Annotated in this window: 10 protein-coding genes, 1 rRNA gene and 1 pseudogene; 7 read left to right on the forward strand and 5 right to left on the reverse strand. The window is 33.8% G+C overall.

Annotation, left to right across the window (positions count from 1 at the left end):
* Positions 1-19: 19 nt before the first annotated feature.
* Positions 20-135: ribosomal RNA gene (gene rrf, locus ACFQ19_RS19700) — 5S ribosomal RNA — on the forward strand.
* A 391-nt stretch (positions 136-526) separates the two neighbouring features.
* On the opposite strand, the gene ACFQ19_RS19705 is transcribed toward rrf, so the two are convergent.
* The 4 genes from ACFQ19_RS19705 to ACFQ19_RS19720 all read right to left on the reverse strand — a co-directional run bounded on the left by ACFQ19_RS19705 (position 527) and on the right by ACFQ19_RS19720 (position 3175).
* Entirely contained in the window at positions 527-1696 is a 1170-nt protein-coding gene (locus ACFQ19_RS19705; RefSeq protein ID WP_379594516.1) for a dicarboxylate/amino acid:cation symporter, read from the reverse strand.
* A gap of 740 nt (positions 1697-2436) precedes the next feature.
* Entirely contained in the window at positions 2437-2571 is a 135-nt protein-coding gene (locus ACFQ19_RS19710) for a YvrJ family protein (protein WP_379594518.1), read from the reverse strand.
* Positions 2572-2695: 124 nt separating this feature from the next.
* A complete protein-coding gene (locus tag ACFQ19_RS19715; protein WP_379594519.1) occupies positions 2696-2908 on the reverse strand; it encodes a DUF2922 domain-containing protein in 213 nt (70 codons plus the stop codon).
* Between the two features lie 36 nt (positions 2909-2944).
* A complete protein-coding gene (locus tag ACFQ19_RS19720) occupies positions 2945-3175 on the reverse strand; it encodes a DUF1659 domain-containing protein (RefSeq protein WP_379594521.1) in 231 nt (76 codons plus the stop codon).
* A gap of 362 nt (positions 3176-3537) precedes the next feature.
* On the opposite strand from ACFQ19_RS19720, the gene ACFQ19_RS19725 reads away from it, so the two are divergent.
* Positions 3538-4101: an RNA polymerase sigma factor gene (locus ACFQ19_RS19725; RefSeq protein WP_379594523.1), complete on the forward strand. Its 564-nt coding sequence runs from the start codon at positions 3538-3540 to the stop codon at positions 4099-4101.
* Between the two features lie 44 nt (positions 4102-4145).
* Complete coding sequence (locus ACFQ19_RS19730) at positions 4146-5288, forward strand: N-acetylmuramoyl-L-alanine amidase (protein ID WP_379594532.1); 1143 nt, start codon at positions 4146-4148, stop codon at positions 5286-5288.
* A 1202-nt stretch (positions 5289-6490) separates the two neighbouring features.
* Here ACFQ19_RS19730 and ACFQ19_RS19735 read toward each other — a convergent pair.
* Entirely contained in the window at positions 6491-6943 is a 453-nt protein-coding gene (locus ACFQ19_RS19735) for a transposase (protein ID WP_379594525.1), read from the reverse strand.
* 64 nt (positions 6944-7007) lie between these two features.
* Here ACFQ19_RS19735 and ACFQ19_RS19740 point away from each other — a divergent pair.
* The 4 genes and pseudogenes from ACFQ19_RS19740 to ACFQ19_RS19755 form a co-directional block, all read left to right on the forward strand.
* Positions 7008-8250, forward strand: a pseudogene (locus ACFQ19_RS19740) (transposase); the annotation flags it as partial.
* 575 nt (positions 8251-8825) lie between these two features.
* Positions 8826-9014, forward strand: coding sequence for a hypothetical protein (locus ACFQ19_RS19745; RefSeq protein ID WP_379594526.1), 189 nt, complete (start codon positions 8826-8828; stop codon positions 9012-9014).
* Positions 9015-9582: 568 nt separating this feature from the next.
* Positions 9583-10467 carry a helix-turn-helix domain-containing protein gene (locus ACFQ19_RS19750; RefSeq protein WP_379594528.1) on the forward strand — a complete coding sequence of 295 codons (885 nt, stop codon included), beginning with the start codon at positions 9583-9585 and terminating at the stop codon, positions 10465-10467.
* 764 nt (positions 10468-11231) lie between these two features.
* Complete coding sequence (locus ACFQ19_RS19755; RefSeq protein ID WP_379594530.1) at positions 11232-11600, forward strand: hypothetical protein; 369 nt, start codon at positions 11232-11234, stop codon at positions 11598-11600.
* Positions 11601-11833 lie beyond the last annotated feature (233 nt).

Genomic DNA, 11833 nt, shown 5'->3' on the forward strand with positions numbered 1-11833 from the left:
CAAGTTACATAATGGATTGTCTGGTAACGACGGCGAAGAGGTCACACCTGTTCCCATGCCGAACACAGAAGTTAAGTTCTTCAGCGCCGATGGTAGTCGGGGGCTTCCCCCTGCGAGAGTAGGACGCTGCCAGGCACACAAAAAAGAGTGAAGCATTATGCTTTACTCTTTTTTTGTGTGGTCTATAAAATTGATAAAAGATTTAGTGTAGAATACACGGAAGGGATACAACCTTTTAGTTTATCAAGGCAATGAATTAAAAACTAATCAAAACTAGACAACACGATTCACATTCTCATAGACAAAGTTCCTTTTTCTCCTAAGTCCTAAAAACAAAAGGAAGAAGTGGATAAAAGCTATTTTAGTCGATAGATACATGTAAAGTTTGCGAATGGTCGGATACAATGGAAGGCAACTTGATTGTCTGTAAAATTCATTCATGGGGGAAGTCCATTTATTGAATATATTCATATAAAAAACGAGAAGTATTCACGTTTTGTGATCACTTCTCGTTTTTAGTTCATTATTATTTGGTTATTCCCCATCGATTGTTAATTGAATTTGTCATACTTGCAATTGCACCATCTCCTGTGACATTACATGCTGTACCTAAGCTGTCTTGAGCAAGATAGAGGGCAATCATTAATGATACCATTGTCGGCCCGAAGCCTAACATGGATTCGAGCAGGCCGATGGATGCCATCACAGCTCCTCCAGGGACTCCTGGGGCTGCAATCATGGTAACCCCTAAAACAAGGAGGAAAGGTAAAACATCTCCAAATGCAATGGATTCTCCCTGTAAAAATAAAACAGCAGTTGCACAGCTTAAAAGGGTAATGGTGCTTCCGGATAAATGTACGTTCGCAAGTAAAGGTATAGTGAAATCAGCAATGTTTCCTTTAACCTTTATTTTTTTAGTATGATCTAACGTAACCGGAATTGTTGCAGCAGAAGACTGCGTTCCGAGCGCTGTAAAATAAGCAGGTGTCATGGTTCTTAACATCCGGAAAGGGTTTTGTTTGCTTAATGTTCCTGCTATTGAGTATTGAACGATCAAATATAGTATATGTAATAGTATAATCATTACAAAGACAACAGCAAAAACTTGTAAAATAGAAGCAACTTGGCCTGCGTGTGTCATATTCGCAAAAATGCCGAAGATGTGGAACGGCAACAAAGGAATAATCATTTTGTTAATCACAAGTTCGATAATGGAACGAAAATCATGAAATATATTTAATAATGCATCGCTTTTGAGAGCAGCCATTCCGATTCCTAAAACAAAAGCGAGAATGAGTGCAGTAATGACTTCAAAAGGTGGATGTAATTCAAAATCTAAAAATCCTTCGAGCAAGGCACCGCTGGGATCATCGAACATAGTTAGTGACTGTCCGCTCAAAATAGCCGGATAAAGATTGCTTGCTGCGAAGAATGCAACAATACCAGCAAAGATAGTTGATACATAAGCAATCAGAGCAGTAATCGATAATAACTTCCCGGCTCCTTTTCCCATATAACCAATTCCGGGCGCGATAAACCCTAAGATAATAAGCGGGATGATAAAACTTAAGAATCCGCCAAATATATCATTAAAGGTGGCGAACAATCGAATAAACCAATCATTTGCAATTATTCCGACAATAATACCGAGAGCAATGGCAATAATAATACGAAATAATAAACCAAAGCGTCGCATAAAAAACTCTCCTATCTGGTTTGTAAATAATATATACCGAACATAGTATAACTTAAATTTGAGATGATAGCTAGACTTTATTATATTTGAAAGGAAGATGGTATAGAATGAAAAAAATCAATTTTTCAACACAATGAGGTGAAATATAATGGAAAATTTAATTATGGTAAATGGTCTTTTGTTTTAACGATTATATCACTAATTTTAGGCAGTTTATTTTTGTTATTTCTCAGTTCGGGAATTTATCTGAATTTTGAACTTCTGAATAGTGCAATAGGTTATGTTGCAAGCTTTCTTTTATTAGTCGCAATTATTTTTAGCATTATTTCAACAGCAAAAAGGGAAGCAGAAAAGTGGAAAATAGCACCGTGGATTGGATTAGGTATTGCTTTTCTTATGGTTTTTATTATGTTTCTCATTTTCCTTAAAAACGATTTTGCTCCTTAAATCTACTAAATGAAGAAAAAGCCAAACACATTGTAAAAGGCTGTCGAGAAAATTTCGGCAGCCTGAAAGTAATAAAATGATTCCAAAGAGATTTAAATGAGAGTTAAGAAATATTCTTTGTATTTCCCCCTTTACCTTAATAGAATAATCTGTTCCTATTTCTATATTCTCTAATTGCAACTACATAAATGCCTTCAATTATTTTTTCTGTTTCAGCAGCATCAATAATGCGAAGAAGCTAAATAGCAAATCAATTTTTCTATAACTAAAACGCTAATACCTTAAACTTTGGTTTATTTTTTAGGAACTGAAATCGCGTAAATGGATTCAATTAACTGATTTAGCTTTCCTTCCACCCGGTGCAACAAGTAAAAAGTCACCGCCGCAGGAAATCCAATATCCGTTATAAGAGAAATCCATGCTTCCATAAGATTCACCACCTTTGATTGAATAAACAAATTTCAAGCGAGTATGTTTTCCATAATATCTTATATAAAGGACAATGCCGTGAGGGAGATTCCTCACGGACAACGTCCTTATATGAAAGAAGCATTATAATTCAATATCTTCCACAATACGTTCCACGATACGGGCGCTGTGTATTTCAATCAGCTCGCCGCCTGTCGAATAAAGCGCATTTTCCTGAAGGATCGTATCCATTGCCTCCTGGATGGTTTCCGGATCTGCTGGTTCTGCAGGATGGTCCAACGTATAAGTTACGACACGGCCTTCTTCATTTAAAAATTTCAATTCCAGTTTTCGCATGTTTTTTTCACCTCCTTTTCTCGAAAGCTTCAACGATTAAGCTTCTTCGTCATAAATGTCTGAAGCATCTCGACGCGTGATAGCGTAGAGATTATGCTGCTGAACAGATGCGAATGCGTGTGCTGTCTGGAAAAGCTGTTCAGCAGTAGCTTCTGGTTTAACGTTGTTGAATCGTTTGTTCTTTAGGACATCCTCTCCAGACGTTGGATCGGTACCTTCGTTTAGTGTTAGCTGCAAAACGGACTCCGTTAATTCAGCGACTGCCATGGTTCATCACCTCCTCTCATCCCTATAGTCGTTTCCGGTCTTCAAAAGGGGGTGTAAGTTTCAAAATAAATGTTATTTTGTTTGAAAATATAATATAAAAAAAGAGCGTATAGGATTTTAAACAGTCTCTGTAAAGCGATTTATATATGTATTGACGGAATTTGTTGTTATTTTTCTATAAGAAGTTGAAAATTGAAAAATGACCTTTGCAAAAGTCATAAAAATTGAATTTTAGGCTGAAAATGTTAGGCAAATTTGACGGAATAACGCTTTTTTCACTCTAAATTTCTATTTTGGCGATATGACAAAATGTTTATAGTCTGCTAGATTTAAACCAATCTATCGGAAAGGGGAGTTTACCCATGACAAAGAAAAAATGGGAATTAGAAGATTTTATCGAACAGAATCAACGCAGAGTATATTATCAGATGGCAAGGCTGCAAATTGATGAGGAAAAAGAGGAGCATTTTCAAGAAGGATTAGTAGCAATGTGGAGGGCGTATGAGAACTATCAACCGGATAAAGGTCCATTAGCTACTTATATGAACTTTCAAATTCGTAACCGTTTAGTGGATATATTTCGGAAATCGATGGTGGAAAAAAAGTATTTTGAGCAGTTCGATTATGAGAAAAAAGTGGAAGCAAAATCCGGAAACTATAGTCGTGCCAATGGAAAGAAAGTTTCTATGGAAGTTCAGGGGGGAGGAGACCCCCAGGAAATGGTAGATCATAAAAATGAAAGCGTTTTTTATAAATTCACGTTCCTGTTGACAGAAAAACAAAAAATATGGTTCCGCTATGCCATTATAGAAGGGTTGTCCAATCCTGAAATTGCGGAGAGAGAAAAGGTGAGCCTAGAGGCAGTAAAGAGTTGGGCGAAAAGTGCAAAGAAGAAGTTGCGTCAAATAGATTGGGATAAAGAATAAAAACAATAACCAAACATAAAAAAGGGGGCTTTATAGTGGTACAAATGAAAGAACAATTTATTCATGACACGTCATTTCAGTATGGCAAAAATAATAAAAAACGGTATATCACTATCCATGAAACGGATAATCCAACAAGTGGTGCAGGTGCTCAAAATCACGCAGATTTACAATCAAACGGTAATTCTCGTGAAGCTGCATGGCATTGGCAAGTGGATGATAAGATAGCGATTCAGTCTTTTGACCATCGTTTTCAATTGTGGGGTGCCGGGGATGGGCGAGGCAATGGAAATCTGCATTCCATTCAAATTGAGGTTTGTGTCAATGCAGATAGTAATTATAAAAAAGCCATTGAAAATACAGCTGATCTGGTCAAAAGCATTATGAAAGAGGAAAGTATTTCGTCATTCAATGTGAACCAGCATAATACCTGGAGCGGAAAACATTGTCCTAGAAAATTAAGAGATGGAACACATGGTGTTACATGGAGCCAATTTAAAAAGATGATTAGGAAAGCTTCTGATAATAAATCGATCTCAGAGTCTGTTAAAAACAATAACAGTAGTAATTGGACGAAGGTAACTGGAAATTGGACTGGCCAAACATTAGGGAACGGGGAATATGGCAAACCTGTTAAGCAGTTGCAAACAAAGCTGGCAAATAATCACCCACCGTTTTACCCTAATAAAGGTGCTGAAAACCATGATATTGATAGTTATTATGGGAATGATACGGAGAATGCCGTAACACGTTTTCAATCGTATTATGGTTTAGCCACAGATGGATTAGCAGGGAAGCAGGTTTATAATCAGCTGAATCGTTCTTCTACAGGTACTAAATCATCTAATAGAGGAAAGTCTATTTCTACATTAGTAGAAGAAACAAAAGCAGGAAAGTACGGAAATTGGGAAGCACGTAAAAAGTCTCTTGGAAGCAATTATCAAGCTGTTATGGATGTGGTCAACGGTGAAGCTTCATCTAGTAACTCAAAATCGAATTCTATAAGCAAAGGCAGCAAAGTAACTGCGAATCGTTTATATACCACATCCGGCAGTACGGAAAATGTACGCCGTTCCAGTATTTCCGGGATTGTGGACACTGTTAATGATTCCTGGCGTAATGAGATTCGTTTAAAAGATGGTAGTGGTGATTATATTGGGTTTACGCGTAGGCAGGATTTAGAATAATTAAGAGGGCTGTTGCAAAATACATAATAAGCATTTTGCGACAGTTCTTTTTATGATATCGTTTATTAGGTTATTTTCAAAACCAATATCCAGATTGTACATTTTAAATCGTAAAGAGCATATATCTTTTATAAGCCTATAAAAAGAAACGTGTCAGAAAAATGAACTTATAAAACGATGCAGAAAAACAGATTGAACTCTTACGAAGATGAAATTAAAAAAGAAAATTACATAAACTTGCAATTATATAATGTTGCAACTCGACATTGGTTCTCTGTGGGCATAAGTTTAAAGCCAGGTGTGAGAAGGGCTGGCTATGCCAATGGAGGTCTTCACGCCTGCTTCACAAAGTAAAGTTGCAATGCCAAATGCCTTTGCAATACTTTACATTTTTATTTTTGCCATGTACATGAGTAGTTCTCTTTCCAACAAGACTCTGTTAGTTTTGTATAGTTGTATTTAACATGATGTTAGTTGAATACATGTTTTCCGAAAGTTTTTGGCGCGTTTTAATTTCTAAAACACCTATTTTAAATTGAAGTTTAAAACAGTGCTAGATCAGCTATTTCTTGAATATAAAACAGTATTAGATTCGATTTATTCTGTCATATCCCTTCGAATACTTTTAAATTTCCCTACGCCAAAAACTGTGTTAGTCACAGATATTGAGAAATTGGATTAAAGTATAAAAAGCTTGTCATACATGGTCTTCTTTTGGACAATAAAAGTCAACCTAATTATGAGAAGCAGTTCTGAAAGATCTATTTTAGCAAACTATCTACTAAAGTCCGATAATCAATTTGAAAATGTACATTAAACTCTTCATTGAATACCAAGAGCACTTATTTGTTTTGAAAGAGGAGATAAATGCTCAAGCTAAAAGTGATGATTGCGATTTGATTTGATCCATTTCGGGAAAAAGAATAAATTGTGGCAACTTTTTTGTCTGAGATTAGAGGAATAAAAGTCGACTTCAACATCTGAAAAAGTCGGTAGCTTTTTCAGATGTTGATTCTAGAGTTCATGAATCAAGAAATTTTAAAACCATGCAGAATCGTATGACAAAGAGAGGCTTCAGTAAGCTAAGCCAATCACGAAATACGAAATTGATAGCATTTTATCAAAGTAAACGAAAAGATGACGCCCTCCGTAAAGTTGTGATTGGAGCTTGTATGAATAAGCTGATTTACCGGATCTTTTACTTACTTGAACGAAAAGAGACCTTTGTAGAAACTTAAAACAGTCACGAAAAAGTGTTCATAATAGGCTGTTGACCTGGACAGATTCAATAGTTCACACTGATGTTTGATTGGCAATTCCTTACTATCAAAATCTATCAGGGCTTTTTTCTCCTCCACTCGGAGACCTGTTGTTGTTTTTTTGAGCCAATTCATATCAACCATCAACTGTCCAATTTGGTTAATAAGCTCCTCCTTTTCCGCTTCGTATTCTTGTTTTAACTTTTCGATTTCCGCTGCCTTTTTGTCAAAGACGGTTGGCATATTATTTAGAAACTCTGTCCTCCATCTGCTTATTAATTGTGGACTTATATCATGCTTTTGGGTAATTTCATTTATTGTGCTGTCTTCTCTCAATATTTCTAAAACGACCTGTGCTTTTTCTGTTGAACTGTATCTTTTTCTTTTTTTACTCATGGCATCAGTATTATCTTATTTACTAAATTTTATTGTCCAAGCCTACGGATACATTATAGTTGAACTCAACTATGCAGGGATGATTATTTCTTTTTTTATTCGTTATATCGAGCGTATCCCAACGATTAAAGACTTAATCAAGCGTCTCAATGATGATTTTATCTTTAAAATGAACTGCGGCTTTCTTGTTTCCGACGCTACGCCATCAGAAGCTGCTTATTCTCGCTTAGTTACGAAACTGAGTGAATCGGATATTTTAGAAAAATCCTTCGAAAGCGTAACGCTGGCAGCCATCACAGAAGGGTTTATTGCCGATGAAGTCATCGCCATTGACGCAACCCATTTTGAAGTACGGGACAAGGCGCCCGTTCAAAAAGAAGAAAAATCGGAAACCGCACCCAAAAAGCGTGGACGTAAATCCAAGGAAGAACGCGAGCAATATCTCAAAGAACAAGCGGAAAAAGAAGCGAATCTTCCATTGTATGAAAATGTATGAAAAGAAAATCGAAGCACAGTTAGATGTTCCGTTAGACATATTGCGTGCCGAAGTGCCGCTGGCCCCCAAATGGGGTGTAAAAAAGAATGCAAACGGTAAAAATGAATACTGGTTTGGCTACAAAGCCCATCTCGCAGTTGGCGCATCAAGCCAGTATATTCTACAATCTTTGTTTTCATCTGGCAACTTATAAATGATGGAAAAGCCGCTATTGCCTTATTAAAGGGAATGGACCAGCGCCTTCCTCTTACCACTGTTCATTATAATACGCTAGATGCTCGTTACGATTTCGAGCCGATTTATGAACAGATTCATCGCATGGGACAACAGTCTGTCATTGCCTATAATAAGCGAAATGAAGGCGAAATGAAGGCGAAATGAAGGCGAAATGATCGGGTTTGATAAGGACTTTGCCCCAACCTGTTTTCGAGAACATTCTTATAAATATGACAGCTTTGATCCAAAATACGAAACATTGAAGTATACGAGACCTAAAGAATGTAGCGACTGCCCACTTGCGAACGAAGGAATCTGTCAAAAAGTGTATAAAGTCAAGATAACCACCGATTTAAGACGTTATACCGCGCCTGCACGCGGGTCAAAAGCATGGAAAAACATTTTTAAACAACGGACAGCCGTAGGACGTGTCAATGCTTATCTGAAAGAGTTCTATCAGCTAAACAATGTTCGTTATCGCACTGGAAAGCGTGCGAAAGTTCATTTTGATAGGCTCGCTTTGATTTATAATGCTTCTAAATTAGCTGCCGATCGTATCAATGCGGAGCTTATTCAGCAACAACTAGCTGCATAATTTTTGTTTTTAAAAATACACTTTCGAAAATTCGGTTCGTATTTGTTTTTTTAAAAAGAGCAATTATGAAATTCATTCAAGTAAAAAGAATGCGGATAAATTTTTGTCCGTTGAAAATAATTAGGAAACTGTTGGTTACAAACATAAGTTAAAGTTTAATTATACAACTAATTAAAGGGATTGAGCCTTGGTACTAGAATAGACTGAATCCCTCTGTTATTGATTAAATTAAAGTTTATCCACTATAAATTATTGATCCCTAAGAAGTTTTACACGTTATTTATCCGCTCCCTGCCCACTATCAAGTAAATAGAAAGTGCGTAATATATATACGTATTTGACTTATAAAATCAATTGCTCGATTCAATTATTCATTTTTATTTTTTTAATGTTAATTTTTTAGTGAAATAAGACATAATATTACTAATATGAATCATTTAAAAAAATTATATTCTAATTAACAATAATATACATAAAAAAATAACTATTAACTATCATAATTTGTTGATTTTTAAAGTCGATAGTTGTAAAATGGTTATATACTCATAAACACAATATAAAGGCAGGGTGATAGTATGAAAAAAATGAATAAAAATCTTAGTAATATGTTCTTGGCAGGAGTGCTGAGTCTTGGTTTATTTACAACATTTGTTAACGTTCAACAAGATCATAATAAATTTGCTGAAAATGATATTCCAGGTCATCATTCTGACGACAATCTAGATACTTATGATATACCTGGCCATCATATGTTAAACAATTAACTAAAGTATAAGAAAAAATCATGTTACTAAAAAAGTTAAAAACAATAGTTACATTATACTAATAATATTACGTTTTAAGTTTAAAACTTTATCCTGAATTAGTTTTTTTATTTGCTCTAAGGTAATACTAAATAATATAACAAGGCTGCGTTTAGTTACAAAGTATGAAAAGTAATTTAAAAAACTATTTTTAGGTTTGATTTGTATTAATTATTATAATTAATTATAATAATTATTGTAGTATGTTATTCATGAATATAGAATCAAAACTTAATAGTCTAAATATATTATTAATATTAATTTGAAGAGAATGTTAAGTCATTGTTGAAAACGACTATATTGTTTAAATTAAAAATGCGGAGTATTGCAAAGAGATTTTCCGTTGCAACATTATGTAATTGCACTATTGTGGATTACGTTTTGCAAAATACAACGGAAACATTTATGCTAATTATTTCAATAAATTGGTACTGTTTTACTTTTCAGCTTTTAAGGAAGCCTTCTTGCACGCTCTACTTAACTACTTTGAAATTACAAATTAAATCTGCTACTAGGTGGAGGCTAAATAATGAATATAAATACAATTATAGGAAAAAAAATAAAAAAAAGAAGACAGGAATTAGGAATGTCACAAAAAGAACTTTCCTCTGATATTGGTACTCAAGCACAAATCAGTAAAATAGAGAAAGGAGAGCTAAACCCATCATCCTCTTTTCTATTCAATATAAGCCAAAAATTATTGGTGGATATGAATTATTTCTTTGAATTAAATTCTGCAAACATAAACATTCAAAACACTCATTTCAATGAAATACAAAATATGTTAGTCCAGTTAAAAGCACAACGAAACTATACTTCCATTAAATATATAGTTGATAAAGAATTAGAAGATAAAGAAACCCACTATTCTTCCTATGAAAAAAATTATCTGTTATGGCATAAGGGCATTTCAAATTATTATTTAACTTATAATTTAAAAGAGAGCATTCAGATTCTTAATGAATTGATTGTGGAAACAACTCATAACGTCTTGCTAAATATAAATATAAAAACAAGTATTGCTATTATTTATCAAGAAGAAAAAAAATATAAACAAGCATATCAATTATATAAAGAAGCTTTAAATCAGTATTCAAAAGCTGAAAACTTAGATGATTTCCAGACTAAAACAAAAATTCTTTTTGGCTTATCACAAACTTTAACGTATTTAGAAGAATATACTGAATCAAAAAAGTATTGTTTAGAAGCAATTAATAATTGTATTAATGAAAATACACTACATTTTCTTCCCGACAGTTATTACCAATTAGGAAATAATTTGGTGAAACAAAATAGAATAGATGAAGGTATTAAGTATATTAAAATTGCACTTAATTTTTTTGAAGCTCAAGGAAACACATATATGGTTAACTTATTAGAAGAAAAATTAGTAATTTTAAATATACCTGTTTAAATATCTAATTATATGACTATAAGAACCTTTATAAGATTAAATTGCTCAGTAAATATAAACAACCTTTAAATACCCCTAAAACGTTAGATGAAAAACTTTTTAGGGGTATTTTGTATTAATTCAGTATTATATGAGAGTTAACACTAATTTAGAGGCAAATTATTCAATTTACAGATACATTATTGATACTTATGAGGCTAGAGCGGAGCGCCTATTGTGTATTATAACAACAATATTATTGTAAGGGGTCATTCAAGTGCAATAAATAGCAAGAAATCAATTATCCAACTACTTTGAAAAGGAAATCGGAGGGCTAATCTTGTTTATATTATTGATAGATCTTCCTAGGTGGTAAATAATGGAGATTATATTTCTAAAATGATAGATAGTGCGGTATAGAAAACATGCTCATGTAAGTTTCAATTATGAGTAACTTATAAATTCACATCACAGAAAATAGATTTGTTAAAATTAAAAATGCTTAAATAAAAGCGTATAAAGGATTAGAGCTTTTTATAAACTATAACTCTTTTTTGAGATTACAAGTTTAATATTTCATGAAGGATGGAATATAACACTATATCCTTTACTCTCATATGATATTCAATATCATATGAGAGTAAATAAAGTATTATTTTATATAATAACTTCTATTTATTATATATTATTATATTATTTTTCGTGTTTAAATATTGACGTTTATATAATAGTTTGTTAAGGTGGCACTAGGTTAACCTAATATTACCATTAAAAGGAGTGATTAGATGGCTAGAAAGTTTGTAAGTGGTACTTTTTTAGGGTTAGCGTTGCTAATGATTGCAACTCCAGCACTAGCTGCATGGCATGATAGCACGATTACCCTTCCGAGAAACGGTTGGTGGTATAGTGTAGAAAGAGATGCATCAGGAGGTACTCAACAAGCAAGAGTAAATAGTCCAGAGTATGATGTAGTTTCTAACATTGACAATGGGGCAGGTAGTAACTTATCTACAAATCGCACACATGCATCTGGAGATAATACAACAGTTGACCATAATACTGGTGTTAATGCAGGTACAACATTAAGAGGAGCCTTCCGTAGTTCTTTAGTAAACCAATTTACAAATACTGTAGATTTAGGATGGAATCCTTAAAATTATCACAGGATAGCGTTTGCTATCCTGTGTTTCCTTACTTAGTTTAAAATATATTAATTTAGATAGAATAGATTTCTATTAATTTTTTACTATCAGGTTTATAATAACTCAACTTTCGCACACTGAAATAGACATGTAACCCTTGATATAGTTAGGTAAACCTGCCACCCATTGTTGTACTTGACTTTTTATTAATTTTTGAATTGCTTTATTGGTATGTTGAATGGCAT

This window comes from Oceanobacillus locisalsi, assembly GCF_042675985.1.
Taxonomy (GTDB): Bacteria; Bacillota; Bacilli; order Bacillales; family Amphibacillaceae; genus Oceanobacillus; species Oceanobacillus locisalsi.

Excerpts from the sequence above, each read along its gene's own strand:
- ACFQ19_RS19750 (WP_379594528.1), top strand. The coding sequence starts at position 9,583 with ATGAATATAAATACAATTATAGGAAAAAAAATAAAAAAAAGAAGACAG.
- ACFQ19_RS19735 (WP_379594525.1), bottom strand. The coding sequence starts at position 6,943 with ATGAGTAAAAAAAGAAAAAGATACAGTTCAACAGAAAAAGCACAGGTC.
- ACFQ19_RS19730 (WP_379594532.1), top strand. The coding sequence starts at position 4,146 with ATGAAAGAACAATTTATTCATGACACGTCATTTCAGTATGGCAAAAAT.
- ACFQ19_RS19710 (WP_379594518.1), bottom strand. The coding sequence starts at position 2,571 with ATGGAAGCATGGATTTCTCTTATAACGGATATTGGATTTCCTGCGGCG.
- ACFQ19_RS19720 (WP_379594521.1), bottom strand. The coding sequence starts at position 3,175 with ATGGCAGTCGCTGAATTAACGGAGTCCGTTTTGCAGCTAACACTAAAC.
- ACFQ19_RS19725 (WP_379594523.1), top strand. The coding sequence starts at position 3,538 with ATGACAAAGAAAAAATGGGAATTAGAAGATTTTATCGAACAGAATCAA.
- ACFQ19_RS19705 (WP_379594516.1), bottom strand. The coding sequence starts at position 1,696 with ATGCGACGCTTTGGTTTATTATTTCGTATTATTATTGCCATTGCTCTC.
- ACFQ19_RS19745 (WP_379594526.1), top strand. The coding sequence starts at position 8,826 with ATGAAAAAAATGAATAAAAATCTTAGTAATATGTTCTTGGCAGGAGTG.
- ACFQ19_RS19715 (WP_379594519.1), bottom strand. The coding sequence starts at position 2,908 with ATGCGAAAACTGGAATTGAAATTTTTAAATGAAGAAGGCCGTGTCGTA.
- ACFQ19_RS19755 (WP_379594530.1), top strand. The coding sequence starts at position 11,232 with ATGGCTAGAAAGTTTGTAAGTGGTACTTTTTTAGGGTTAGCGTTGCTA.